General features: G+C 61.4%; 24 protein-coding genes and 4 pseudogenes. 15 read left to right on the forward strand and 13 right to left on the reverse strand.

Features of this window, described 5'->3' with window-relative positions; genetic code table 11:
• The first annotated feature begins 51 nt into the window (after positions 1-51).
• Positions 52-1,047, forward strand: coding sequence for an AraD1 family protein (araD1, locus tag FHT71_RS05610; protein WP_007800266.1), 996 nt, complete (start codon positions 52-54; stop codon positions 1,045-1,047).
• Positions 1,048-1,117: 70 nt separating this feature from the next.
• Positions 1,118-2,551: an aldehyde dehydrogenase family protein gene (locus tag FHT71_RS05615; RefSeq protein WP_007800264.1), complete on the forward strand. Its 1,434-nt coding sequence runs from the start codon at positions 1,118-1,120 to the stop codon at positions 2,549-2,551.
• 77 nt (positions 2,552-2,628) lie between these two features.
• Here the strand turns inward: FHT71_RS05615 and FHT71_RS05620 are convergent, their stop codons facing one another.
• The 3 genes from FHT71_RS05620 to FHT71_RS05630 are packed head-to-tail and all read right to left on the reverse strand — an operon-like array spanning position 2,629 to position 5,809.
• Complete coding sequence (locus FHT71_RS05620; protein WP_132588858.1) at positions 2,629-3,447, reverse strand: transglutaminase family protein; 819 nt, start codon at positions 3,445-3,447, stop codon at positions 2,629-2,631.
• Positions 3,448-3,458: 11 nt separating this feature from the next.
• Positions 3,459-4,400 (reverse strand): alpha-E domain-containing protein, encoded by a 942-nt coding sequence (locus FHT71_RS05625; protein ID WP_132588857.1) that lies wholly within the window; start codon positions 4,398-4,400, stop codon positions 3,459-3,461.
• A complete protein-coding gene (locus tag FHT71_RS05630; protein WP_132588856.1) occupies positions 4,400-5,809 on the reverse strand; it encodes a circularly permuted type 2 ATP-grasp protein in 1,410 nt (469 codons plus the stop codon). The genes FHT71_RS05625 and FHT71_RS05630 overlap by 1 nt, the downstream gene beginning before the upstream one ends.
• Positions 5,810-6,165: 356 nt before the next feature.
• Here FHT71_RS05630 and FHT71_RS05635 point away from each other — a divergent pair, with 356 nt between their 5' ends.
• Positions 6,166-7,068, forward strand: a complete 903-nt coding sequence (locus FHT71_RS05635; protein WP_183719201.1) for a DMT family transporter — start codon at positions 6,166-6,168, stop codon at positions 7,066-7,068.
• 48 nt (positions 7,069-7,116) lie between these two features.
• Here FHT71_RS05635 and FHT71_RS05640 read toward each other — a convergent pair whose 3' ends face one another.
• Both FHT71_RS05640 and FHT71_RS05645 read right to left on the reverse strand, forming a co-directional pair.
• A complete protein-coding gene (locus FHT71_RS05640; RefSeq protein WP_183719203.1) occupies positions 7,117-8,817 on the reverse strand; it encodes a DEAD/DEAH box helicase in 1,701 nt (566 codons plus the stop codon).
• A gap of 335 nt (positions 8,818-9,152) precedes the next feature.
• Positions 9,153-9,563: a hypothetical protein gene (locus FHT71_RS05645; RefSeq protein ID WP_132588853.1), complete on the reverse strand. Its 411-nt coding sequence runs from the start codon at positions 9,561-9,563 to the stop codon at positions 9,153-9,155.
• A gap of 258 nt (positions 9,564-9,821) precedes the next feature.
• Between FHT71_RS05645 and FHT71_RS05650 the strand changes: the two genes are divergently transcribed.
• Positions 9,822-12,662, forward strand: coding sequence for a response regulator (locus FHT71_RS05650; RefSeq protein WP_183719205.1), 2,841 nt, complete (start codon positions 9,822-9,824; stop codon positions 12,660-12,662).
• On the opposite strand, the gene mnmD is transcribed toward FHT71_RS05650, so the two are convergent.
• Complete coding sequence (gene mnmD / locus FHT71_RS05655; RefSeq protein WP_183719207.1) at positions 12,659-13,375, reverse strand: tRNA (5-methylaminomethyl-2-thiouridine)(34)-methyltransferase MnmD; 717 nt, start codon at positions 13,373-13,375, stop codon at positions 12,659-12,661. The genes FHT71_RS05650 and mnmD overlap by 4 nt on opposite strands.
• Between mnmD and FHT71_RS05660 the strand changes: the two genes are divergently transcribed.
• The 9 genes from FHT71_RS05660 (at position 13,374) to FHT71_RS05700 (ending at position 19,209) form a co-directional block, all read left to right on the forward strand.
• Positions 13,374-14,552: an FAD-binding oxidoreductase gene (locus tag FHT71_RS05660; RefSeq protein WP_132588850.1), complete on the forward strand. Its 1,179-nt coding sequence runs from the start codon at positions 13,374-13,376 to the stop codon at positions 14,550-14,552. The genes mnmD and FHT71_RS05660 overlap by 2 nt on opposite strands.
• Positions 14,553-14,664: 112 nt before the next feature.
• Complete coding sequence (locus tag FHT71_RS05665) at positions 14,665-15,387, forward strand: DUF1045 domain-containing protein (protein ID WP_132588849.1); 723 nt, start codon at positions 14,665-14,667, stop codon at positions 15,385-15,387.
• Positions 15,388-15,485: 98 nt separating this feature from the next.
• The gene (puuE, locus tag FHT71_RS05670) at positions 15,486-16,409 is read left to right on the forward strand and encodes an allantoinase PuuE (protein ID WP_007789761.1); all 924 of its coding nucleotides are present in this window, start codon (positions 15,486-15,488) and stop codon (positions 16,407-16,409) included.
• Complete coding sequence (gene uraD, locus FHT71_RS05675) at positions 16,409-16,906, forward strand: 2-oxo-4-hydroxy-4-carboxy-5-ureidoimidazoline decarboxylase (protein ID WP_132588848.1); 498 nt, start codon at positions 16,409-16,411, stop codon at positions 16,904-16,906. Before puuE ends, uraD begins: the two co-directional genes overlap by 1 nt.
• Before the next feature lie 51 nt (positions 16,907-16,957).
• Positions 16,958-17,248: a nucleotidyltransferase family protein gene (locus FHT71_RS05680; RefSeq protein ID WP_132588847.1), complete on the forward strand. Its 291-nt coding sequence runs from the start codon at positions 16,958-16,960 to the stop codon at positions 17,246-17,248.
• On the forward strand, positions 17,245-17,607 hold the full coding sequence (locus FHT71_RS05685) for a HepT-like ribonuclease domain-containing protein (RefSeq protein ID WP_132588846.1): 363 nt from the start codon (positions 17,245-17,247) through the stop codon (positions 17,605-17,607). Before FHT71_RS05680 ends, FHT71_RS05685 begins: the two co-directional genes overlap by 4 nt.
• A 4-nt stretch (positions 17,608-17,611) precedes the next feature.
• Positions 17,612-18,112 carry an ureidoglycolate lyase gene (locus FHT71_RS05690; RefSeq protein ID WP_007789768.1) on the forward strand — a complete coding sequence of 167 codons (501 nt, stop codon included), beginning with the start codon at positions 17,612-17,614 and terminating at the stop codon, positions 18,110-18,112.
• Positions 18,109-18,465 carry a hydroxyisourate hydrolase gene (uraH, locus tag FHT71_RS05695; protein WP_183719209.1) on the forward strand — a complete coding sequence of 119 codons (357 nt, stop codon included), beginning with the start codon at positions 18,109-18,111 and terminating at the stop codon, positions 18,463-18,465. The genes FHT71_RS05690 and uraH overlap by 4 nt, the downstream gene beginning before the upstream one ends.
• A 3-nt stretch (positions 18,466-18,468) precedes the next feature.
• Positions 18,469-19,209 carry a metallophosphoesterase family protein gene (locus tag FHT71_RS05700; protein ID WP_183719211.1) on the forward strand — a complete coding sequence of 247 codons (741 nt, stop codon included), beginning with the start codon at positions 18,469-18,471 and terminating at the stop codon, positions 19,207-19,209.
• Positions 19,210-19,217: 8 nt separating this feature from the next.
• Here FHT71_RS05700 and FHT71_RS05705 read toward each other — a convergent pair whose 3' ends face one another.
• Both FHT71_RS05705 and FHT71_RS05710 read right to left on the reverse strand, forming a co-directional pair.
• The gene (locus FHT71_RS05705) at positions 19,218-20,360 is read right to left on the reverse strand and encodes an alpha-hydroxy acid oxidase (RefSeq protein WP_132588844.1); all 1,143 of its coding nucleotides are present in this window, start codon (positions 20,358-20,360) and stop codon (positions 19,218-19,220) included.
• 76 nt (positions 20,361-20,436) lie between these two features.
• Positions 20,437-21,405, reverse strand: a complete 969-nt coding sequence (locus tag FHT71_RS05710) for a quinone oxidoreductase (RefSeq protein ID WP_183719213.1) — start codon at positions 21,403-21,405, stop codon at positions 20,437-20,439.
• A gap of 97 nt (positions 21,406-21,502) precedes the next feature.
• On the opposite strand from FHT71_RS05710, the gene FHT71_RS05715 reads away from it, so the two are divergent.
• Entirely contained in the window at positions 21,503-22,354 is an 852-nt protein-coding gene (locus FHT71_RS05715; RefSeq protein ID WP_183719215.1) for a LysR family transcriptional regulator, read from the forward strand.
• A gap of 12 nt (positions 22,355-22,366) precedes the next feature.
• Here the strand turns inward: FHT71_RS05715 and FHT71_RS31405 are convergent, their stop codons facing one another.
• The 4 genes and pseudogenes from FHT71_RS31405 to FHT71_RS05725 all read right to left on the reverse strand — a co-directional run.
• Complete coding sequence (locus tag FHT71_RS31405; RefSeq protein ID WP_246717968.1) at positions 22,367-22,633, reverse strand: dihydrofolate reductase family protein; 267 nt, start codon at positions 22,631-22,633, stop codon at positions 22,367-22,369.
• Positions 22,587-23,015 (reverse strand): annotated as a pseudogene (locus tag FHT71_RS05720) (pyrimidine reductase); the annotation flags it as partial. The gene FHT71_RS31405 and the pseudogene FHT71_RS05720, both read right to left, overlap by 47 nt.
• A gap of 79 nt (positions 23,016-23,094) precedes the next feature.
• Positions 23,095-23,196: pseudogene (locus FHT71_RS31410) on the reverse strand (oxidoreductase); the annotation flags it as partial.
• Between the two features lie 71 nt (positions 23,197-23,267).
• Positions 23,268-23,837 (reverse strand): annotated as a pseudogene (locus tag FHT71_RS05725) (aldo/keto reductase); the annotation flags it as partial.
• On the opposite strand from FHT71_RS05725, the pseudogene FHT71_RS05730 reads away from it, so the two are divergent.
• Positions 23,828-24,213 (forward strand): annotated as a pseudogene (locus tag FHT71_RS05730) (LysR substrate-binding domain-containing protein); the annotation flags it as partial. The pseudogenes FHT71_RS05725 and FHT71_RS05730 sit on opposite strands and share 10 nt — an antisense overlap.
• Before the next feature lie 50 nt (positions 24,214-24,263).
• Here the strand turns inward: FHT71_RS05730 and guaD are convergent.
• Positions 24,264-25,571: a guanine deaminase gene (gene guaD / locus FHT71_RS05735; protein WP_132588841.1), complete on the reverse strand. Its 1,308-nt coding sequence runs from the start codon at positions 25,569-25,571 to the stop codon at positions 24,264-24,266.
• Positions 25,572-25,584: the final 13 nt, after the last annotated feature.

Genomic DNA, 25,584 nt, shown 5'->3' on the forward strand with positions numbered 1-25,584 from the left:
GAGCCGGATTGGCGGAGCATTTTCCGCGCTATCGAAAAAAGGATGAAGACCGTGCTCATTTCGCAGATCAAGGGTTCGAACGGAGAGATCATTGTCGCCGTGCGCGAGCCGGGCGGTACCGCGAAAGCCGTCAAGAATGCCGGCAGCGTCTATGCGCTGGCCATGGAAGCCGCAAACGGCGGCAAGTCGCTGGTTTCGGTGATCGAAGCGCATGGCTACGGCGATGCGGTCGATCTCGAAAAGGCTTATGCCGAGGGCCGCTTCCTGCCGCCGATGACGCATCCCGATGCGGCGCACCTGCACCTGACGGGCACGGGCCTCACCCACCTGGGCTCGGCCGCCACGCGCGACTCCATGCACAAGAAGACCTCCGAGGCGGCTGAAGAGACGCTCACCGACTCGATGAAGATGTTTAAGATGGGCCTCGAGAACGGCAAGCCGAAAGCCGGCGAGAAGGGCGTCCAGCCCGAGTGGTTCTACAAGGGCAACGGCTACGGTTCGGCGGCCCCCGGCACGCCGCTCGTTTCCCCGTCCTTTGCGCTTGATGGCGGCGAAGAGCCTGAAATGGCGGGCATCTATGTCATCGCGGAAGACGGTACTCCGTTCCGCATCGGTTTTGCGCTGTCGAACGAGTTCTCCGATCACGTCACGGAGCGGATCAACTACCTCTACCTCGCGCACTCCAAGCTGCGCCCGGCAAGCTTCGGTCCGGAAATCCGCATCGGCGTGGCGCCGGAAGACATCCGCGGCACCTCGCGCATCAAGCGCGGCGACAAGGTGATCTTCGAAAAGCCCTTCCTGTCGGGCGAGGCGAACATGTCGCACACCTTTGCCAATCTCGAATATCATCACTTCAAGTACGGCCTGTTCCGTGTGCCCGGCGATGTCCACGTCCACATGTTCGGAACGGCAACGCTCTCCTTCGCGGAAGGCATCAAGGCGGAAGAGGGCGATGTCTTCGAAATCGAAGTCGCCGAGTTTGGCCTGCCGCTGCGCAACCCTCTGAAGATTGCCGCCGAAGAAGAGATTGCCGTCAAGCAGCTCTGATTTCGCAAGGCCCGGCCGCTTCGGCGGCCGGACCGTTTCTATAGAACGGTGAAGGAGGCCTCATCAGCCCATGACCATTTATCAGAACCTCATTGCCGGCGAATGGGTCGGCTCGGACGCGACCAAGAACATCAATCCGTCGGACACCAACGAGGTCGTCGGCCTTTATGCGGACGGTACGGCCGAAGACACGAAGAATGCGATTGCCGCCGCCAAGGCAGCCTTTCCTGCCTGGTCGCGTTCGGGCATCTGGGAGCGCCACGTCATCCTGAAGAAGGCCGGCGACGAGATCATGGCCCGCAAGGACGAGCTCGGCGCCCTGCTTGCCCGCGAAGAGGGCAAGACGCTTCCCGAAGCGATTGGCGAGACCGTTCGTGCGTCGCAGATTTTTGAATTTTTCGCTGGCGAAGCATTGCGCCTTGCAGGCGAGGTCATCCCGTCGGTTCGCCCCAACATTGGCGTCGAGATCACCCGCGACCCGCTCGGCGTGATCGGCATCATCACGCCCTGGAATTTTCCGATCGCGATTCCTGCCTGGAAGATCGCGCCGGCGCTCTGCTATGGCAACACGATCGTCTTCAAGCCGGCGGAACTCGTTCCGGCCTGCTCCTGGGCAATCGTCGACATCCTGCACCGTGCCGGCCTGCCGAAGGGCGTACTGAACCTCGTCATGGGGAAGGGTTCGGTTGTCGGCCAGGCGATGCTCGACAGTCCTGATGTCGCGGGCATCACGTTTACCGGTTCCACCGGCACGGGCCGCCGCGTCGCGGCAGCCTCGATCGAGCACAACCGCAAGTTCCAGCTGGAAATGGGCGGCAAGAACCCGATGGTCGTCCTCGACGATGCCGATCTCACCGTCGCCGTCGAAGCGGCCGCCAATTCCGGCTTCTTCTCTACCGGCCAGCGCTGCACTGCGTCTTCGCGTTTGATTGTCACCGAAGGCATCCACGACAAGTTTGTTGCCGCGCTGACGCAAAAGCTGGAGACGCTCGTCGTCGACAACGCGCTGAAGCCTGGCACGCACATCGGGCCGGTCGTCGATGAAAGACAGTTGAAGACCGATACGGACTATATCGAGATCGGCAGACAAGAAGGCGCGAAACTCGCCTTCGGCGGCGAACTCATCACCCGCGAGACGCCCGGCTTCTATCTGCAGCCAACGCTGTTTACGGAAGCCACGAACCAGATGCGTATCAGCAGGGAGGAAATCTTCGGTCCTGTTGTATCGGTCATCCGCGTCAAGGACTACGAAGAAGCGCTGGCGACCGCCAACGACACGCCGTTCGGCCTGTCAGCCGGCATCGCCACGACGAGCCTCAAGCACGCCACGCATTTCAAGCGTAACTCCGAAGCCGGCATGGTGATGGTCAACCTGCCGACCGCGGGCGTCGACTTCCACGTTCCCTTCGGCGGCCGCAAGGGTTCGTCCTATGGCCCGCGCGAGCAGGGCAAGTACGCGGCGGAGTTCTACACGACCGTCAAGACAGCTTACACGCTGGCCTAACCACGGCCCAAAACGATCCGAGCCGCCCTGCGGCGGCTCGGCCAGATCTCGATACAGAGTTCTTCCGAGGCCGCCGCTCAGCTCTGGCTCTGCATCTGTCCCTGATCTTCTACCGTGACGACGACCGAGAGCTTTTCGCCCGGCGTGCCGATGCGCATGCCTGAAACGGGGGCGGCATCGCGGTAGCAGAGGCCGGAGGCTACACGCACATAGCGTGCGTCCGGGCAGATATTGTTGGCCGGGTCGAAGCCGACCCAACCAAGGCCCGCGACGTGCGCTTCGCCCCAGGCGTGGGTCGCTGCCTGCTCAACCTTCTCTTCCATCATCAAGTAACCGGAGACGTAGCGGGCCGGAACGCCGAGGCTGCGTGCGGCGGCCACAAAGATATGAGCGTGATCCTGGCAGACGCCGCTTTTCTTCTCCAGCGCCTGCTCCGCTGTCGTTTCGGTATCGCTCGTCCCGGGCCGGTAGGCTACCATCTCATGAATCCCGGACATCAGCGCATGCATGCGAGCAAGTTCGTTTTCGCCGCTCACGCCTTTGGTCAGCTCCTTGATAAGCTTTCCGGGCTTCGTCCTTGGCGTCTCGCGCAGGAATAGCCAGAGCGGGCAGAAGCCGCTGTGGGGGCCGAGGACGCCGTTTCGATCTTCCGTTTCGACTTCGCCCTCGGCAACGATGCGTGTCGTCCGCTGCTCCCCTTCCAGCGAGACGAGGTTGACGTGGTTGCCGAACTGATCGTCGTATTCAACCTCGGGCTTGGCGCCCTCGACATGCAGGGACCAGTTGAGGATCGTTTGTCCGACCACGGTCGGCGGCGTCAGCCGCAGCCGCTGCAGCGAGAAGGCCGACGGCTCTTCGTAGTGATATTCGGTGACGTGGCTGATCTTAAGTTTCATGTCGTGCCCGCCTATGCATAGAACCGGTAACCGTCGGATATTTCCATGCCGAGCTGGTTGTTGCGCGTGACGAAATCCTCGAGAAACTCATGCAGGCCCTGATCCATGATCTCCTTGATGGCGCGTGTCTGGAGCGTCTTCCGGATGGCGTCTGCCGTGTCGTGCGCCGGCAGCCGCTCGCCGTAATCCTTGGCGAGGTAGCCGAGTTCGCCGACGATCTTCTCGTAACAATAGGCGAGCGAGCGCGGCATCTGGCCGTTGAGGATCAGGAAGTCGGCGATATTCATCGCGCGATACTCGCCGTCATAGGCCCAACTATAGGAGCGGTGGGCGGAGACGGAACGCAGGATCGACTCCCATTGGATGTTGTCGATCGACGTGCCGACGGCGGAGACCGCGGGCAGGAGCACATAATACTTCACGTCGAGAATACGGCTCGTATTGTCAGCGCGCTCGATGAAGGTGCCGATGCGTGCGAAGTTGTAAAGTTCGTTTCTGAGCATGGAACCATGGAAGGCTCCACGGATCAGCCCTGCGCGATGCTTGATGGCATCGATCGCCTCGGGCAGTTCCGCCGCTTTCAGCCGCTTGGAAAGCAGAGCCTTGAGCTCGATCCAGAACTCGTTGGTCGCTTCCCAGGTTTCGCGGGTCAGCGCCGTGCGCACCATGCGGGCGTTGTTCCGTCCGTAGTCGACGCAGGACATGACGCTCGAAGGGTTGGAGCGGTCGCGCAGCAGGTAGTCGATCGCATCGGCGCTCGTCAGCTTGCTGTGGCCTTCGTCAAAGGTCTCGCGCACTCCCGCACTTTGCAGGACGCCATCCCAATCGTCGTCCCCGGTTCCGCTTCGCGTCAGCGACATGCGCAGGCCGGCGTCGATAAGGCGCGCGATGTTTTCGGCGCGCTCAATGTAACGGAACATCCAGTAGAGTCCGTTTGCGGTTCTTCCGAGCATCAGTCCTCCAATACCCAGGTATCTTTTGTGCCGCCGCCCTGGCTGGAATTGACCACCAATGAACCCTGCTTCAGGGCTACACGGGTCAGGCCGCCGGGGATGATCTGCACCTTGTCGGAGACGAGAACATAGGGGCGCAGGTCGACATGGCGCGGCGCAATTCCCTTGTTGACGAGGATCGGCACGGTCGAAAGTGAAAGCGTCGGCTGTGCGATGTAGTTGGCGGGCTTCGCCGTCAACTTCTCGCCAAAGTCGGCGCGTTCCTTCTTCGAAGCTGTCGGGCCGACCAGCATGCCATAACCGCCTGAACCATGTACCTCCTTGACGACGAGCTCTTCGAGATGCTCGAGGACGTATTTGAGGCTTTGCGGCTCGGAACAGCGCCAGGTCGGCACGTTTTCCAGGATCGGCTTGCGCCCGGTGTAGAACTCTACGATCTCGGGCATATAGGAATAGATCGCCTTGTCATCCGATATGCCGGTTCCCGGCGCATTGGCGATGGTGATGTTACCCGAGCGGTAGACATCCATGATTCCCGGGATGCCGAGCGCGGAATCCGGACGGAAGGTGAGGGGATCGAGGAAGTCGTCGTCAACGCGGCGGTAGAGCACGTCGATCGCCTCGTAGCCGCGGGTCGTGCGCATCTTCACCTTGCCATCGATGACGCGCAAATCCGAGCCTTCGACAAGCTCGACGCCCATCGTGTCTGCGAGGAACGAATGCTCGTAGTAGGCGGAATTGTAGATGCCGGGGGTGAGCACGGCGACGCGCGGCTTGCCCTTGCAGCCCGGAGGCGCAAGCGACGCCAGGCTCTGGCGCAGCAGGTAGGGATAGTCCTCGACCGGCCTGACCTTATTGGCGTGGAACAGCTCCGGGAACATCTGCATCATCGTTTCCCGGTTTTCCAGCATGTAGCTGACACCGGACGGCGTGCGGGCGTTGTCCTCCAGCACATAGAACTCATTCTCGCCGGTGCGCACGATATCGGTGCCGACGATGTGGGTGTAGACGCCTCCCGGCGGCCGGAAGCCGATCATCTCGGGCAGGAAGGCGTCGTTTCTCTCGATCAGTTCGCGCGGAATGCGCCCGGCACGGATGATTTCCTGCTTGTGGTAGATGTCATCGAGAAAAGCGTTGAGTGCGATCACCCGCTGTTCGATGCCCTGCGCGAGCTTGCGCCATTCGCGGCCGGAAATGATGCGGGGGATGATGTCGAACGGGATGAGCTTTTCGGAAGAGTCTGCGTGTCCGTAAACCGCGAAGGTAATGCCGGTCTTTCGGAAGATGTTTTCGGCGTCCCGGCTCTTGGCAATCAGATGCGTTCGATCTTGGTTATTGTACCACTCAAAATATTTTTCATACGGCTGACGAGGACTTTCGTCCCCGGTGATCATTTCATCAAATGCCAAAGGTGTGGCTCCCCTTTTTTGTTCATTTGAATACAACGCACTAAGCAATGCAAGAACCATGCACAGTTGGAGGGCGAGATTCGTAAAATCCTCCCAAATGGCCAAAAGAGCCGAAAAACTGGGCATTCATCAAAATCTGGCATGGCCGTTGCCGTCTTCAATCCCTGGTGGCCGCTCAAAATGTAGGCACCTGATTATTTTCAGATCGGCATTCGATTCATTTTCGGGCGAGGCGGCAGAGTGACCGATCGCGCCACCCATCAACGAAACTGCAGGCAAGCATCAACGCTTCGACTTTGACGGAGAGGCTGTTGGTCGGTTATCTGCGGCACGCTCCGTTGCCCCAGGATCCATCCATGTCGCTCGATCGCATTGCACCCGCCATTTTCGTTCTTCTCTGGTCGACCGGCTGGGTCGTGGCGAAATACGCCGCCATTCATTCGCAGCCCTTCACCTTCCTCGCGGTGCGTTATGCATTGTCGACGCTGGCGTTTTTCAGCCTTTGTCTCGCGATGCGCGCGGCGTGGCCGGGCAGGGTGGTTGCTTTCAAGGCGGTCTACTCCGGTGTGTTCCTGCATGGCTTCTATCTTGCCGGCCTGTGGTGGGCGATCGCGAATGGCGTGCCGGCGGGGATATCAGGGATCATTGCCGCCTTGCAGCCGCTGTTGACGGCCATGGCTGCGCCGCTCCTCGTCGGCGAGCGCTTGCAGGGCACCCAGAGGCTGGGCCTGCTGCTTGGCTTCCTCGGCATCGCCATCGCGATATCGCCGAAGCTCTTCGATCCGGCGACGGCCGATCTGGCGCATGCCGCCGTACCGCTGGCCATCAACCTCATCGCCATGTGTTCCGTCACTTACGGAACACTCTATCAAAAGAAGCATCTGCAGACGGGCAACCTTTTGCCCATCGCCACGCTGCAATATGTCGGCGCGCTGATCGTCACGGTACCGCTGGTGCTTACTTTCGAGCGCATGCATTTCGATGGATCGGCGCAGGCCATTGCGGCGCTTGTCTGGTCGGTGTTCGGATTGTCGATGGGCGGCGTCGGACTGTTGCTCTACCTCATCCGCCGCGGCCAGGTCTCACGGGCGGCTTCGCTCATCTATCTGATGCCGCCGACGGTGGCGCTTGAAGCCTTCGTCGCCTTCGGCGAGCCGTTGACGCTGCCCCTGATCCTCGGCACCATCGTGGTTGTGACCGGCGTCTATCTGACCAATCGGCAGGTGACCGAATCTCGGCTGCGTGAGCAGCTGCAATGAAAAACGGCGGGGTTTGCCCCGCCGCCGATCATCTTTAAACGTTGAAAACTAGGCGCGTTCGCGACGCTGGCCATTGCCGCCGCGCGGCGGGCCGCCGCGACGATTGCCGCCATTGCCTTCGCGACGTTCGCCGCGCTCGCCGCCGTGGGCCTGAGCGCCGCGCTCGCCGCCGCCGTGGGCCTGAGCGCTGCGATCTTCGCCGTGCTTGCGGGCCGGGCGGCCGTGGGCATTGCGGGCGCCGCCGCCGGGGTGGTGGCGGTTGGCGTCGGCGTGGCCGTGGTTGCCATGCTGCGGGCGCTGCGGCTTACGGGCCGGACGGAAGTCCGACGTTGTGGCCAGATCATTGTCCGGACCGACGGCAGGCGTGGGCTCGCCACGGCGCTGGCCGCGGAAGTCCTCGTTGCGGGCGGTCTGGCGCTCCGGACGCGGACGACGCTCGCGGCGCTCCTCGTTGTTGGCGCGTACTTCGTCACCGGCTTCAGGGCGCGGACGACGCTCCGGGCGGCTGCCTGCACGGTGGCCTTCGCCGCCACGACGCTCACCGCCACGCCCCTCGCCACCGCGACCTTGGCCACGGTTGCCGCCATTGCCGCGGCGTGGAGCCGCGTTCATGTTGGCCGGGACTTCGCCGCTGGCAACCGTGATGCCGATGTTCATCAGACGTTCGATATCGCGCAGCAGGCGGGTTTCATCAGGTGCGCAGAAGGCGATCGCAACGCCGTCGCGGCCGGCGCGGGCCGTACGGCCGATGCGGTGGACGTAGGCGTCCGGAACTTCCGGCAGGTCGTAGTTGTAGACGTGGCTGACGGCCGGGATGTCGATGCCGCGGGCGGCAACGTCGGTCGCGATCAGCGTCTTGATGTCGCCGTCGCGGAAGGCCTTGAGGGCGCGTTCGCGTTGGCCCTGGCTCTTGTTGCCGTGGATGGAGGCGACGGAATAGCCGACGTGATCAAGATGCTTCATCAGCTTCTCCGCACCATGCTTGGTGCGCAGGAAGACGATGGCGCGGCCATCCGGGTTTTCGGTGAGAGACTTCTTCAGGAGGTCCGTCTTGTCGTTCTTGCCGTTGACGAAGTGGACATACTGCTCGACCTTGTCGGCAGCCTTGCCAGGAGGCGTCACTTCGACGGTGACCGGATTCGTCAGGTATTCGCCGGCGAGATCGGCGATCGACTTCGGCATCGTCGCAGAAAACAGCATCGTCTGACGCTTCTTCGGCACCATCTTGGCGATCTTGCGCAGGTCGTGGACGAAGCCGAGGTCGAGCATCTGGTCGGCTTCGTCGAGAACGAGGTAGCGCACGGCTGTCAGGCCGATGGCGCGACGGTTGACGAGGTCGAGCAGGCGGCCCGGGGTGGCGACGAGGATGTCGGTGCCCTTTTCAAGCTGCAGCTGCTGCTTGTTGATCGATACGCCGCCGACGACGACGTTGATACGCAGGTGCGACTTGCGCAGGAAGTTCTTCAGGTTGGCGGCGATCTGGTTCACCAGTTCGCGGGTCGGCGCCAGGATCAGCGTCCGGGTGGTGCGGTTGTCGGGGCGGCGTTCTTCGGGGATGAGCTTTTCGATGAGCGGCAGGCCGAAGGCGGCCGTCTTGCCGGTGCCGGTCTGGGCGAGGCCGATGAGGTCACGGCCTTCGAGGAGAAGCGGGATCGCCTTTTCCTGAATGGGGGTCGGCGTTTCAATGCCGAGCTGGAAAAGAGTGGCGACGATCGGCTTGGAAACACCAAGCGATTCAAAATTGGTCAAGTCATAACCTTTTTAGGGCGCGCCAAAATAATATCGCCGGAACGCAGAGTGCGGCCCGGTGTCATTCTGGCGTCAAGCACCCCGCGTGAAGTGGGAACTTGTCTTGTTGGAAAAAGCTTTCCAGCGCTTCCGCCGCGTCTTGGGATGCGGCCTGTATGAAATGCGCTTTTGTCCTTCTTCCTGCATCCTATTTGCTGGCAGGAGCACGCTCACGCGGCGGCCGGAAGGTGAAAGCTGGCCTGCATTTGGTCTAGTTCGGGCCAAAAGTCAAGAGCAGCCAGCTCAAGAAGCGGCTGTGCGCGAAGGCCCTGTGACGCTTCAGACCAGCTCAGTCCTCAGTAGCATACCCTTGCACGGTAAGCCTCGCCCCATCCATTGCGCTGCCATTGAACATAACAACGGGGTGCGTAGTAGTCGCGGCGGTAGTACGGTCTGTAGTAGCTTCGATAGGTCGGATATGGCCGATAGTAAGATCCGTAATAGGGCCGGTAATAGGGCCGATAGTAGGAGCCGTAGTAGGGCCGATACACCGATCCGTAGTAAGGCCGATAGTATGGCTGCGGATAGTAGCCGTAGTTGGGGTAGGGACGTACAGCCTGCGACAGTAGGATGCCACCGACAGCCCCAGCCGCGACGCCGCCCCAAAAGTCGCTGTTAGCATTCGCGGGCGTTGCCGGGAGGAAGGTTGTCCCAGTCAGGGTCAATGCCATTAAGCCCGCCGCCATGCTTTTACGAAGTACGGACATGGTCGTCTCCTTTCGTTGACGAAGCTTGTTCTTGAAGCCGCCAGGAGAAGCCGTTCGGGTTTACGGGCCAGCTGAACGAGTCCATTTTAGAAACGACTGAAACTATACCACAGTTCCCGGATGTTTACTGCTTGTGATCATACAGCGCCGGCCAACACGCAAATTGCTCATGCCCTCAAGAATCATGGTTAAAGCCTTGTTAAAGCGGCGCGGCTATAGTCGTTCGACGAACAAACGTTTCCTGACCGAGGACTGATCTTGACATCGAACGGGGACCTTCTCGAACTGGCCTGCCGCCGGATCGCAGATCTGGATCGCCCCGCCTATGTCAAGAACAGCGAGCTTCGCTACGTCGCCGTCAACCGGGCCTATGCGTCCTTCTTTGAAAAGGAGATCTCCGATTTTATCGGCCGCCGGAGCCGAGAACTGATCGATACGCCGGAAGAGGAGACCCGCGAGGACAAGGAGCGGCGCGCTCTCGTCTTTGCAAGCGAGGAAAGCGCCGCTTGCTTCGCTTCCCGTGGTGCCGAGCACGAGCGGGTGCGCATTGAGAGCTTCTCGCCCTCCGCAGACCGTGTCTACGTGCTCGGCATCTTCGAGAAGAGGGCGCCATGCCGCAGTGACGATCGGCCTTCGGCGTCGGATTTGGTCCACGGCCAAGCCCTGACGGAGGATCTTCAAAACATCCTTCACGCTCTTCCCGTCGGTGTCATGATCCTCGACGACAAGCGCAACGTTCTCTACGCCAATGACGAGTTTTACGATGTCTGGGATCTGCCGCGTGACAACCGCTTTGACGGCTGGGCCTTCATCGACGTAATCCGTTACAATCACGAGCTCGGGCGTTACGGCGCCAAAGTGACGCCGGAGCAGATCTTTGCTCGGCGGGAGGCGCATTTCCACGTGGTGGAGAGGCAACAGCAGCCGGTGGAGCTCGGCTGGGTCGGCGGTAAGCGCGTGCTTTTCGATGGCCGAAGTCTCTCCAATGGCCGGGTTCTGCTTTCCTATGCTGATGTGACCGCAGTCCGTGAGCGCGAAAAGGAAGTCCACGAGACGCGGGCGGCGCTCGAGCATCTGGGCGATCTGATGCACGACGCAACGCGCGCGATGTCCCAGGGCCTCCTGATCGTTCAGGACGGGATCATCCTGCTCGCCAGCGACCCGCTCAGCGACATCCTCGCCATTCCGCCCGAATACCTCGCGGTCGGCCGGGGGTGGATCGATCTCTTCCGGTTCTGCGCTGAACGGGGGGATTTTCACGGCCAGGAAGATGAAATCCTGACAAGTTGGCGAGACAACATCGCGGCCAGGAAACCGATCTCGACGCCATTTCATGTCGCTGGAGAGCGTTGGGTCAACCTGGACGCTACCATCAGCGAGCGGCAGCATTGGATTGCGTTGTTCACCGACGTCACCGAAGCGAAGGAGCGCGAGGCCGAGCTCGAGCGGCTGCTGTCACGGGCGGAAGCCGCTGACCGCGTCAAGTCGGAGTTCCTGGCGAACATGAGCCATGAAATCCGGACACCGATGAATGGCGTCCTCGGCATGGCTGAGCTGTTGGCAAAGACCGATCTCGATACGCGCCAGAAGACCTTCATCGATGTCATCGTCAAATCAGGCAATGCGCTGGTGACGATCATCAACGACATTCTCGACTTCTCGAAGATCGATGCCGGACAGATGACACTCAGGCGCACGACGTTCGATCTGGTTGACGCGATTGAGGATGTTGCGACCCTCTTGTCTTCATCTGCGGCCGAAAAGAATATTGAATTGCTTGTGCGCACGGCGCCTGATTTGCCGTCGGCGGTGATCGGCGACGCGGGACGCTTCCGGCAGATCATCACCAATCTCATCGGCAATGCCGTAAAGTTCACGGAGCGCGGTCACGTCCTTGTGGACGTTGGCTTCACGCCGGGCGCGCAAGATGAGATCATGGCGAGCATCCGGGTCGAAGATACCGGCATTGGTATTCCGGGCGACAAGCTCGAGTCCATTTTCGACAAGTTCTCGCAGATCGATACATCCTCCACGCGTCGCCACGAAGGAACGGGCCTTGGCCTTGCCATCACGACAGGGCTGGTTGACCTGTTCGGCGGTTACCTCGAGGTGGACAGTCAGCCGGGGGAAGGCTCGGTCTTTACCGTGAACCTGCCTTTCGTCGTGGCCGCGGCGCGGTTGGCGCCAAAGCCGCTGCCCGTCAACGTGAGAGGCGCGCGTGTTCTCATTGTCGACGACAACGCGGTCAACCGGCAGATACTGACTGAGCAATTGGCTGTTTGGGGCTTCGATGGAGCGGCCGCCGGGGATGGACTGGAGGCCGTTGCGATCCTCGAGGCGGCGGACGAACTTGGCATCGGGATCGATGCGGCTGTGCTCGACTACCAGATGCCCGGCATGAATGGCGCCGAGATCGCGCGAAAACTGCGTGCGGACTGCCGGTTCGAGCGCTTACCAATCATCTTCTTGACGTCGATGGACATTTCGGGGACGCAGAAGGACTTCGCGGCGCTTAATGGCCAAGCCTATCTCATGAAGCCGGCGCGGGCCAACGTGCTGAGGAACACAATCGTCGACGTCGTGCGTACCAGTCGCACGAAACAGATCGCCACGGCGCTCAACATACTCCCCAATGTTCAGGAAATAGCACCGTCGCTGCTTCCCAAAGTTGAGTCTTCCGAAAGAATGCCGGCGGGGTTCATTGATGTGCTGGTCGCCGAGGACAACGAGGTCAACCAGATCGTCTTCAAGCAGATCCTGCAGGAAACCGGCGTCAGCTTTCTCGTCGTCAGCAACGGCCAGGAGGCGGTGGCGGCGTGGGACCGCTACACCCCGCGCGTCATCATGATGGATGTCTCGATGCCCGTGATGAACGGCCATGATGCGACGCGTGCAATACGCGATCGCGAGTGCGGACAAGGCCACCGGGTGCCAATCATCGGTGTGACGGCGCATGCGCTGGATGTCGACCGTGATCTGTGCCTGGAGGCCGGCATGGATGATTATATGTCGAAGCCGATCAGCCCGGAACTGCTTGAAGAAAAGCTGCGGCTATGGCTGGGCAGAAGTGAGCAGCGGGCGGACCGCTCGGCCAGCTAGGATTTGATGCCACGGAGCATCTCACGTTTTCCCGCAAAGCCGCTGCGGCGCTCCACAACAAAGCCAGCGGCAATCAGATTGCGCCTGACGAAGCCCGCCGCCGCATATGTCGCGAAGGTCCCGTTAGGCTTCGTCTTCTCGCAGACGAGGCGCATCAAATCCTCGCACCACATGTCGGCATTGCGCGACGGAGCAAAGCCGTCGAGATACCAGGCATCGAAGCCCGCCTCAGCGGCCGCAACACCTTCGAGTGCGCGGCCGCAGACGACGCTGAGGGATGTCTGGTCATCGAGCCTCAGGGATACGGTTCCCTGCGGCGTTTCCGGCCAGGCTGCCGTCAGGGCTTGCCGTTCGGCATCGATCTCTGTCCAATGAGAAAGTGCACGGTCGATTTCCCAGCGCTGCATCGGATAGAGCTCGAACGACATGAAGTGCAATTGCTGGCCGATGCGCCGATTGAGCTTCCACTGTCGCCATGTTTCGGCAAAGTTCAGGCCGGTGCCGAAGCCGAGTTCGCCGATCAGGAAGTCGCTCTGCTCCTGCCAACGCTGCGGCAAACCGTTGCCAGCAAGAAAGACATGCCCGCATTCCAACCTGCCATCGGTCTGGCAATAAAAATGATCGCCAAAGGCCGGTGAATAGGGCATATCGCCGTCGCGCCACTCCAACGGCCCATGTGCGCCAGCAATTTTTTCAGGATCTGTATCTGTCATGCCCAAAGCCGATAGTCCGGCCTTGTCTTCCGGTCAATCATCGACCGCCCTATTGATCGTCGGCGGTGGGATCATGGGGCTGTGGGCGGCAGTTCACGCCGAAAGGCTGGGTATCGATGCAGTGCTCGTCGATGCCGGTCGGCTTGGCCACGGGGCGAGCGGCGGCCTGCTCGGCGCGCTGATGCCCCATATGCCGGACAAGTGGAACGCCAAGAAGCAATTTCAGTTCGATGCGCTGGTTTCGCTGGAAGCGGAGATTGCCGCGTTGGAACAGCAGACGGGCCTTTCCGCCTGCTATCGCCGCTCTGGGCGCCTTATCCCGCTGCCGAAGCCGCATTTGCGTGAGATCGCCTTTGGTCATTCCCGCGATGCCGAAGATAGCTGGATCGCGGGCGAGCGGCGTTTCCACTGGCACGTCCTCGACAGGCCTCCCCAGGAGAATTGGCTTGACGCAGCGGCCGGCGAAAGCGGCTTCGTGCACGATACGCTTGCGGCAAGGGTTGCCCCCCGATCGCTGACTGCAGTACTGGCCGCATCGACGCGCGACGCACGGCATGTGCGGGTTGCCGAATACGTTTCGGTCGATGATATCGATTTTGAGCGCAAGGCTGCGAAAACGACCGCAGGTAACATTGCGTTCGGCCGCTGCATCGTCGCAGCCGGTCACGAATCCTTTCCCTTGCTGGGGCGTTACACCGCCGGCCTTGCGCGGCCGCTCGGCCAGCCCGTCAAAGGGCAGGCGGCGTTGTTGAAAGCCGATGTCGACCCATCCTTGCCGACCATCTTCCGTGACGGGCTCTATATCGTTGCACACGAGGGCGGCCACGTCGCCGTCGGCAGCACCAGCGAGAATCGTTTCGACGAGCCGTTCTCGACCGATGGACAGCTCGACGCACTACTTGAGGCAGCCGGACAGCTGGTGCCGCTATTAAAGAGTGCGCCTGTGCTTGAACGGTGGGCCGGTTTGCGGCCGAAGGCAATCGACCGTGATCCGATGATTGGCGTGCACCCTGACTACGACGGCCTGATCGCATTGACCGGTGGCTTCAAGGTCAGCTTCGGCTTGGCGCACCGTCTAGCGGCGGCAGCTGTCCACTTAGCCGCCGGTCTTCAGCCGCCCTTTGCGCTGCCCGAAAATTTCCTGCTTGCCAATCACATCCGCGTGGCTTCACGCTAAACGTGAATTAGCATTTCCTGCCTTTCGTCAATTTGTCACGCAAATCACCTATCTGCTAGCGCAATCGCGGCGCCGACGGAGGGCTGCGCCGTTTGTCTACGGAGGAAATTTGATGCGCTACGCCATTTGCTTTACGCCCGCTGCGAGCGACCCGCTCTCGCATGTGGCCGCAAATTGGTTGGGTCGGAACGTGTTTTCCGGCGATATGGTCGAGCCGATTGCGATACGCGGCCTGAGCATTCACGAGATCGCCTTCCACACGGCGATGCCACGCCGCTACGGGTTTCACGGTGTCCTGAAGGCGCCCTTCCGCCTGGCCGCCGATGTGACGGAGGCGCAACTTCTGCGTGATCTCATGCGCTTCTGCGGCACGCTGACGCCGTTTCACATCAATCGGCTGGAGGTGGCCCGGCTCGGTGGATTCTACAGCCTTGTGCCGTCGCTGCCTTGCGAACACGTCCACTATCTTGCCAATGGCGTTGTTCAGGAGTTCGACCGATTCCGCGCGCCGTTGAGCGAGGCGGAAATCGAGCGCACCGATCCGGGCGGTCTGTCGGCGGCGCAGTTCGCCAATCTGCACCGCTGGGGAAGCCCCTATGTGATGGACGAATTTCGCTTCCACATGCCGCTGACCGGACCGGTCAGCCATTGTGACATGCCACGAGTCGAGCACGCGCTACGCGACGTCTTCGAGCCCGTGCTTGCCGATTCCGTGAAGGTTGCGAATGTCGCGCTGATGATCGAAGAGGGAAATGGCGGACCGTTTCGCGTGCATTCGCTGCATCCGATGGGCAAAGTCAGCGCCCGGAAAGATCGCGTCCCCGCGCTAGCCTAGGAGTTGTGCCACAACGGCAAAACTCTGTTGCGTACTTTCCGTCTCGACATTCCGTCTCCGGGTGTTACCGTTTCGCCGACTTTGAGGAAGGTGATTTCATGGTATCCGAGACTTATCCGCGCAATCTGATCGGTTATGGACGCAATACGCCCGATCCGAAGTGGCCGGGCGATGCGCGCGTGGCCGTCCAGTTCGTCATCAACTACGAGGAGGGCGGCGAGAGTTGCATTCTCGATGGCGATCCGGCCTCCGAGAACCTGCTGTCGGAAATTGTCGGTGCTGCAGCCTGGCCGAGCCAGCGCAACCTCAACATGGAATCGATCTACGAGTATGGTTCGCGCGCCGGCTTCTGGCGCTTGTGGCGCATGTTCACCGAGCTCAACGTTCAGGCCACCGTTTATGGCGTGACGCTGGCCATGGCGCGCAACCCGGAAGCGGTCGCGGCCATGAAAGAGGCCGGCTGGGAGATCGCCAGCCATGGCTACCGCTGGCTGGAATACAAGGACTTCCAGGAGGACGTCGAGCGCAAGCACATTCAGGAAGCCGTGCGCTTGCACACGGAACTGACTGGCGAGCGGCCTTACGGCATGTATCAGGGCAAGCCCTCAGACAACACGCTGCGCCTCGTCATGGAGGAGGGCGGTTTCCTTTATTCCTCGGATTCCTATGCCGACGACCTGCCGTTCTGGGTGAAGGGTATCGACGACAATCCGTTCCTGATCATCCCCTATACGCTCGAGACCAACGACATGCGTTTCGCCACACCGCAGGGCTTCAACTCGGGCGATCAGTTCTTCACCTACCTCAAGGATGCCTTCGACACGCTCTATGAAGAGGGCAAGGCGGGCAGCCCGAAGATGATGTCTGTCGGGCTGCATTGCCGCCTCGTCGGTCGTCCTGGCCGCGCGGCGGCGCTGAAGCGGTTCATCGAGTATGTGCTGAAGCACGACAAGGTGTGGGTGCCACGGCGTCTCGAGATCGCCCAGCATTGGCACACCCACCACAAGGCTGAGGCGATCTGATGCTGTCGCGTGACGAGTTCGTATCGCGTTACGGCGGCGTTTTCGAACATTCGCCGTTCATTGCCGAGCGCGCTTATGACGACGGTTTCGTCGGAGACGAGTTGACGGTGGACCGGGTGCATACGGCGCTCGTCGCCATCTTCCGAGCGGCGAGCCCGGAGGAGCGGCTGGGTGTGCTGCGCGCCCATCCGGATCTTGCAGGACGCCTCGCGATAGCAGGTGAGCTCACCGAAGACAGCAAGAAGGAGCAGGCAGGCGCCGGGCTCGACCGACTAAGTGCGGAGGAGCATGCCCGTTTCACCGAGCTCAACACGGCCTATGTCGAGAAATTCGGCTTTCCCTTCATCATTGCCGTCAAGGGCTTGAACAAGGACGACATTCTGGCGGCCTTCGAAAAGCGCATCGGCAAAACCCGCGACGAAGAGTTCGATACGGCCACGGCTGAAGTCGAGCGCATCGCGTTGCTGCGACTGGAAACGATGCTGCCGGCGCGTTGAAACAGGCGTCTCCGACTTTTCTCTTTCGCATCCGTGACTTATAGTTGCGCCATGAAGCCGTCAGAAGTGCTGGAGAAGAACAGGCAGGCGATCCGCGAAGCGACGAAGCGCTTCAACGCGGCGAATCCGCGTGTCTTCGGTTCCGTGGCGCGAGGGCAAGATCGGCCCGACAGCGATCTGGACATTCTGGTGGATACCTTGCCAGGCACTACCTTGTTCGATCTGGGAGGGTTGCTTGAGGAGTTGAAAGAGACGCTTGGTATCGAGGTCGATCTTGTAACGCCCGGTGGCCTGCCGGAGAAAATACGCGAACGCATTCTTTCGGAAGCGGTCGTTGTATGAGCGTCGAGCGGCTGGTGGAGTACATTGATCGTATGCAGCAGGCCGCCGAACAAGCACGCGCGCTAACCGAAGGTTTGACCAAAGAAACCTTTCTGGCGGACCTTAGAACCCAGCTGGCTGTCACAATGTCCCTGGTCCTTTTGGGCGAGGCAGCGGCTCGCATCGGCACGAACCACCCTGATTTCCTTCGCGATCATCCAGAACTCCCCTGGTCAAAAATAAAGGGAATGCGGGATCTGATTGTGCACGACTACTATCATGCAGATCTTTCGGCGATTTGGGGTACGGTGCGAAGCGATCTGGCGGATCTTATCTCGCAGCTTCAAGCGATACGCCATTGGCGCATCCAAGGCGAATAGTGAAATGTCTCAATTACTCGATATTCTTCCCCTCACCAAATCCGCCTTCGCGCCCTTCGGCGACGTTATCGCACCAGATCCGGCAACGATGCGCTATATCAACAACGGCACGACCGAGCGTTTTCATGCGCTGGCCACCGCCGAAGCGGCAGGCGAGGGTGCGCGTGTCATCATCAACCTTTTTCGCGGCCGGCCCAGGGCCTTTCCCTATGAAATCGGCATGATGGAGCGGCATCCGTTCGGCAGCCAGAGCTTTTCGCCGATCTCTGGGCGGCCTTACCTTGTCGTCGTCTCCGAGGACGAGGGGGGAAGGCCCGGCCGTCCTTGCGTATTCCTCGCGCGCGGCGATCAGGGCGTGAACTATCGTCGCAACGTCTGGCATCATCCCCTGATGTCGCTCGGTGCCGTCAGCGATTTCCTCGTCGTCGACCGCGAGGGACCTGGCAACAATCTAGAAGAATACGTCTTCGATACGCCCTTCATCATCAGCGAGCCCAGCCTATGACCGGACTGACCACGCATGTTCTCGACACCGCTTCCGGCAAGCCAGCCGAAGGCCTGCGGATCGATCTTTTCCGCCTGGAAGGAGACGTCCGCCGGCACATCAAGACGGTCAGCACCAATTCCGACGGCCGTGTCGATGGGGGGCCGATCCTGATCGGCGACAGCTTCAAGGCGGGAACCTACGAACTGCTCTTCCATGCCGGCGATTATCTGCGTGCAAAAGGTATTGCTTTGCCGCATCCGGCTTTTCTGGATCTCGTGCCCATCCGCTTCGGCATCGCCGACGTGACCGCGCATTATCATGTGCCGCTATTGATCTCGCCCTACGGCTATTCGACCTATCGCGGCAGCTAGACCATGCGTTTTGCGGCGATTGCGGACATTCATGGCAACCATCTGGCGCTCGAGGCTGTATTGGCCGACATTGCGGCGCAGGGCATCACCGATATCGTCAATCTCGGCGACTGCTTCAGCGGTCCGCTGACCGCAGGACGAACCGCGGAACTGCTGCGGGCGCAGGACATGCCGACAGTCCGCGGCAATCACGATCGCTACCTGATCGAACAGCCGCGGGACGCCATGCATGCTTCGGATGCGGCCGCTTTCGATCAGCTGACAGTGGATGACCTGCAATGGTTGCGCAGCCTGCCGACGCGTGAGGTCTATCGTGACGAAGTCTATCTCTGCCACGCGACGCCGGCGGACGACAGCACCTATTGGCTCGAGTCCGTGTCTACGGAAGGCGACGTCTTCCTGAAGCCGCTTGCGGAGATCGAAGCGCTGGCCAAGGGCGCGGATCTCCCGCTGATCCTCTGCGGCCACAGCCATATCCCGCGCGTGGTTCGCCTCAGCGACAACAGGCTGATCGTCAATCCCGGCAGCGTCGGCTGCCCCGCCTACGACGACGACGTGCCGCGCTACCACAAGGTCGAGACCGGCCATCCGCTCGCGTCCTATTGCATCCTCGAGAAGGGACAGGCTGGCTGGCTTCCGGCTTTCCGCACTGTCGCCTACGACCACATGGCTATGTCGCGCCTCGCAAAAGAAAACGCCCGCCTGGATTGGGCAGGCGCGCTTGCGACGGGCTGGATGCCGTAGCTCTGTCTTTACTGACGGCCGAGCAGGATCGACGCGTTGACGTCGTTGATGTCGCGCTTGCCGCAGAGCGCCATGGTGACATCCATTTCCTTGCGCAGAATGTTGAGGGCAAGCGTCACGCCCTCCTTACCCATGGCACCGAGGCCGTAGAGGAAGGGGCGGCCGATATAGGTGCCCTTGGCGCCGAGGGCGATTGCCTTCAGCACGTCCTGTCCCGAGCGAATGCCGCCGTCCAGATGCACCTCGATCTTGTGGCCGACGGCATTGACGATCGGCTCCAGCATGCTGATCGAGGAGGGGGCGCCGTCGAGCTGGCGACCGCCATGGTTGGAGACGATGATGGCGTCGGCGCCGGTTTCGGCTGCCGCCTTGGCGTCCTCGACGTCGCAGATGCCCTTGATGATCAGCGGGCCGCCCCATTGTTGCTTGATCCAGGCGACGTCGGCCCAAGAAAGCTGCGGGTCGAACTGCTCGGCGGTCCAGGAGGAGAGCGAGGAGAGATCGGAAACGTTCTTGGCGTGGCCGACGATGTTGCCGAAAGTGCGGCGCTTGGTCTGCAGCATGTCCAGGCACCAGAAGGGGCGCGTCGCCATCTGCCAGATGTGTTTCGGCGTGAACTTCGGTGGTGCGGAAAGGCCGTTGCGCAGGTCCTTGTGGCGCTGGCCGAGGATCTGCAGGTCGGCGGTCAGCACGAGGGCAGAGCACTTTGCCGCCTTCGCACGATTGATCAGGTTGAGCACGAAGTCCTTGTCGCGCATCACGTAGAGCTGAAACCAGAAGGGCTTAGTCGTAACCGAAGCGACATCTTCGATCGAGCAGATGCTCATCGTCGACAGCGTGAAGGGAACGCCGAATTCCTCGGCGGCACGGGCCGCCAGCATTTCACCGTCGGCGTGCTGCATGCCGGTCATGCCGGTCGGCGCAAGCGCCACCGGCATCGCCACCTTCTGGCCGATCATCGTCGTCTCCAGCGTCCGGTTCGTCATGTCGACGAGCACGCGCTGGCGCAGCTTGATCTTGGCAAAATCGCTCTCGTTCGCCTGGTAGGTCGACTCCGTCCAGGCACCGGAATCCGCATAGTCGAAAAACATCTTCGGGACGCGGCGCTGGGCGAGGCTTTTCAGGTCGGCGATCGTGAGAGGCGTGGCCATGGATAAGACTTTCACATCTGAATAATGCCATGGCCCTTAACATGATTTCCGAGGCCGTGTGTATCTCTTTCGTCGCCTACGGAACAAGAATAAGGCTGCCTGCGGCACGCCCTTCTTCGAGGAATTGCTGGGCTTCTGCTGCCTCCTCCAGAGCGTATTTGCGGGCGATCGTTGCGGTGATGCCGGAGGCCAGCATTTTGACCACTGCTTCGGCTGCGCTCAGATAGTCCGCAGTATCCGTGATGTAGGCCATGATGCTCGGATGCGTCAGCCATTTCCCGGGGCGAAGCTCGTCGACCGAGACAGGCGGGATCGGCCCGCCGGCCTGTCCAATCGTTGCGACGACCCCGAAGGGACGGACGCATTGGATGGATTTTGCGAGCATGCCGGCGCCGATGCCGTCATAGGCAACATCGACCCCGCGATTGCCGGTCAGCGCCTTCGCGGTGGCGACGACATCTGCGTCGCGGCCGACGATCACGTGATCGGCGCCATAGCCACGGGCGAGATCAGCCTTTTCCTCCGAGCTTACGGTTGCGATCACCGTTGCGCCGAGGTGCTTGGCCCATCGCACGAGAATACTTCCAAGCCCGCCGGCGGCGGCATGGACAAGCACGGTGGTTCCCGGCTCGACGCGGTAGGTCTTCGTCAACAGCATATAGGCCGTCAGTCCCTTCAGCATGGATGCGGCTGCGACGTTCGAAGGCACGCTATCGGGCAGGCGAACGGCGCGGGCTGCCGGCAAGAGCCGTGTTGCGGCATAGGCGCCGACTGGCGCGCCGGCATAGGTGATGCGATCGCCGGGCTTCAGATCCGTGACTAGGCTGCCAACAGCCTCCACGGTGCCGGCGCCTTCGACGCCGAGCACGGCGGGATAGGCCGGCAAAGCGTAGAGCCCGCGCCGGTGGTAGATATCGAGGAAATTCATCCCGATCGCGTTGTGGCGTATCCGGATCTCGGTTGCGCCGGGTTCTTGCGGCGCTTGTTCCCAAACCTGCAATTGCTCGATGCCACCCGGCGCGAGAAGTGTAACGACCTTGTCCATGAAAAGTGCACTCCGATTGCTGTTGCAGTCAGCATCGCGCATGGCATAGTGATCGAAAATTCCCTATTATTTATCATTGAATGGGAAAAAATGAACAATGATCGATTGGGAAAGCCTTCGCTACTTTGCGGCTTTGGCTCGCGCCGGAACCTTGCTCGGGGCCGCTCGCGCCCTTGGAGTGGAGCATGCGACGGTTGCCCGCCGGGTTGCCGGGCTCGAGGAACAGATGGGTGTGAAGCTGGTGGATCGGCGTGGCCGCCGCATCGTGCTGACGCCGGAGGGTGAGCGGATCGCGGGAATGGCGGAGCGTATGGGGCAGGAGGCGCTTGCCATCGAACGGCTGGGGCTTGCGGCCGGCGCAACGCTTGCCGGCGAGGTCCGGATCAGCGCGCCACCGACACTCGCCGCCGCAATGATGCCGGCAACGCTTGTTGCCTTGCGAGCCCGCCACCCCGATATCGGCATCACTATCGTTGGCGAGACGCGCTACGCCTCGCTCGACAGGCGGGAGGCGGATATTGCGGTTCGCATGACAAAGCCGGAGCAGGGCAACTTCGTCATCAGCAAGCTTGGAGATGTCGCCTTCGGCTTTTATGCCACGGCTACCTATCTGGCCGCGACGCCGAAGGAGCAGAGAACCTTTATCGCCTATGACGAAACGATGGCGAGCGCGCCGCAATCGATGCGGCTTGCCGAGGCGACTGAGGGGAGGAAGGTGACGCTCAGGGCAACGACGCTGGAATTCCAGCTGGCGGCGGCGCGCGCCGGCGGCGGTATCGCCATGCTGCCGAATTTCATGCTGGCCGAGCTTGACGACTTGGTCGAGGCGATCCCTCAGCGGCAGCCGCTGACGCGTGAACTCTGGCTGGTCGTGCATGCCGACATCCGTAATGTGCCGATCATCCGGGTTGTCATGGACGCGCTGAAGTCGATTGCGTGGTCGAAATAGCGGCCGCCAGCGTTATCCTGGACGATAGCGCAGGTAGACGACGTCGCCTTGGAGTTGCTCGACCGAAACAAGCTGCAGGCTCGTTGCCGGCACGGCGGCGCGGTCGAAGGTCATCGGCATGTTCACGCTGCCGTCGGCAACAGGCAGGATCAGCAGGCTGATCTCGTCGATGAGCCCTGCGGAAGCTGCCGTTGATACCGCCACCGCCTTCGAGCAAGAGCCGGTCAGTGCCGAAGTCGGCACGGATGCGTTCAAGCGCCAGAGCAAGATCGATCTCATGCCGACCGGCAAAGAGATAGGAGATACCGTCGCGGCGCAGTTCCGCTAGATGGTTGTCCGGCACCGTCTCCGGCAGGATCATCACGATCGGATCGCCGTTGATCATGTCGATGTTCATATGCAGCCTGGCACCCTGATCGACGGCAATGGCGTAGGGACCTTTTCCAGCCCCTGGTGCTTTCCAGGTCGTGCGAGGGAAAACCTCGCCAGCTTCAACAGGGCGGGGATCGCCTTCCGCGAATTCGGCCATGGTCACGCGTCCGACGATCCAGGCATCACCTCCCATCTGCTGGTGCAGGCGTTCATAGATCGCGGTGAAGGCGGCAGTCATCTCCTTCGGCCATTGCGACGTCACGATCCGGCCGTCGATGCTCGATCCCATATGCAGGATGACGTAAGGCTTCACGTGGTCCTCCGATCCCGGTAGGTGGCGAAAGGCGGCCGGAGCGTCGCCCTCGATGTCAATATTCCTGCTTTGTCGGCCTGAACAGGATTTCGTTCACGTCGACGTCCTCCGGCTGGCTCATTGCGAAGGCCACCATGCTTGCGAAGGAATTGGGGGGGCCGCCATCTCGACGACCTTATCCTTGAACCGTCGGTCATGGCAGATCCTTTCCGTCCGCTTCGCCGCCGCTCAGCGGTCGACTCTCGCCTGCAGATGCGCCGGGTAGCGGTCGCCCTCGACCTTTATGTCGGCGAGTGCGGTCTCGATGGCAGCGAGATCGTCGCTTGTTAGTTGTACCGCGGCGGCGCCGATATTCTCGTCCAAGCGGTGCATCTTCGTCGTGCCGGGGATCGGAACGATCCAGGGCTTGCGGGCCAGCAGCCAGGTAAGAGCGATCTGCGCCGGCGTCGCGTCCTTCTGGCGCGCGATCTCGCTGAGCCGATCGACGAGCGCCTGGTTGGCCTTGCGGGCCTCGGCGGAGAAGCGCGGCACGACGTTACGGAAGTCCTTGCTGTCGAAGGTCGTCGCCTCGTTGATCGCGCCGGTCAGGAAACCTTTCCCGAGTGGGCTGAACGGAACGAAGCCGATGCCGAGCTCCTCGAGCGTCGGCAGGATTTCCTGTTCCGGCTCGCGCCACCACAGCGAATATTCGCTCTGAAGGGCGGCGACGGGCTGCACCGCATGCGCGCGGCGGATCGTCCTGGCGCCCGCCTCGGAGAGGCCGAAATGCTTGACCTTGCCTTCGCGGGGGAGCGCCTGCCTATTTCGAGCGGCGGCCGAAGCCAAAGACGCCGGCCGATCTCACCGACCACAACTGCATCAATCTACGCCTGCCGACCTACGGCGGGGTTTATGCCTGGGAATTCGGGAAGGACGGGCGCGAAGTGAAGGTGCGCGTGGAGGGCAACTGGTGTTCAACAATGCCCAGCTGCGGTTGAATGCTGCGCTTTCAGGACTTGGCCTGGCCTTTGTGCCAGAAGCACTGGTGCGACAGCCTCTGTCCGATGGACGGCTTGTCCGCGTGCTTGAGGATTGGTGTGCGCCTTTCCCCGGATACCACCTCTGTTATCCGAGCCGCCGGCAAACATCGCCGGCTTTCGCCCTGCTCGTGAACGCGCTTCGCTACCGGGCGTGAGACGTGCTACGTCTGCCCGCCGTCTGCGGGCGACCTGTCGCCGCGGAACCTCACATCGCACTCTTGGCCGCAACGCCCGCCACGTAAGTCTCGACGATCGCGCGGTCGTCGCCCATGGTTTGCAGCAGGAACAGTTCTTCCGGCAGCGTCTTCACGACCTCCATCTTCAGCGCCATGGCAGGCGTTGCGGCGGCGTTGAGGACAACGATATCGGCGTCCGAGCCGACATCAAGCGTGCCGATCCGATCGGCGAGCGAGAGCGACCGGGCGTTGCCGAGCGTCATGTGGTAGTAGCTTTCCAGTGGGTTCAGGCGCTCGCCAAGCAGCTGCTGGATCTTGTAGGCCTCGTCCATCGTGCGCAGCATGGAATAGCTTGAGCCGCCGCCGATATCGGTGGCGACGCCGATGCGTACCGGTTTTTCGCGGCGGGCGAGCGCCTTCAGCGGGAACAGGCCAGAGCCGAGGAAGAGGTTCGAGGTCGGGCAATGGACCGCGACCGAGCCTGCCTCGCTCATTGCATCCGCCTCGCGATCCGAGAGATGGATGCAGTGGCCGAAGAGCGTCTTGTCGCCGAGCAGGCCGTAGCGTGCGTAAATATCGGTGTAGTCGATCGCCTCGGGATAAAGCTCGCAGGTGAATTTGATTTCGTCGTGGTTTTCCGACAGATGCGTCTGGATGTGCAGGTCGGGAAATTCGCGGGCAAGCGCCTGCGTGGCCTCCATCTGCGCCGGCGTCGAGGTAATCGCGAAGCGCGGGGTGATCGCGACATGGTTGCGACCCTTGCGGTGCCATTGCGCGATAATCTGGCGGGTTTCGTCGTAGCCCATCTGAGGCGTATCGAGCAGGCCCTGCGGGGCGTTGCGGTCCATCATCACCTTGCCGCCGACCATGCGCATGTTGCGCCTCAACGCCTCAGCGAAGAAGGCATCGGCTGAGGTCTTGTGGACGGAACAATAGGCGACCGCCGTCGTCGTCCCATGACGCACGAGCTCGTCGTAGAAATGCGTGGCGATACGTGCGGCATGGGCGCTTTCGACGAAACGGCATTCCTCCGGGAAGGTATAGGTATTCAGCCATTCCAGCAGGTTTGCAGCATAAGAGGCGATCACCTGCATTTGCGGGAAATGCAGGTGCATGTCGATAAAGCCCGGCATGATCAGATGCGGACGATGATCGACGGTCACGGCATTAGCGGGGGCTTGCGCGCTCACCGTGTCATAGGCGCCGCAGGCGACGATCAGACCGTCCTTGATCAAGAGGGCACCGTCGCTTTCGTAGAGGTAGCTTCCGCTATCGCCGAGGTCTTGCGGGGCACGCAGGAAGGAGAGGAGGCGGCCGCGGAGAAGGGTGTGTGTCATGGCTTTCTGCCTC

Origin of the sequence: Rhizobium sp. BK060, assembly GCF_014193145.1 — a bacterium.
Lineage (GTDB): Bacteria > Pseudomonadota > Alphaproteobacteria > Rhizobiales > Rhizobiaceae > Rhizobium.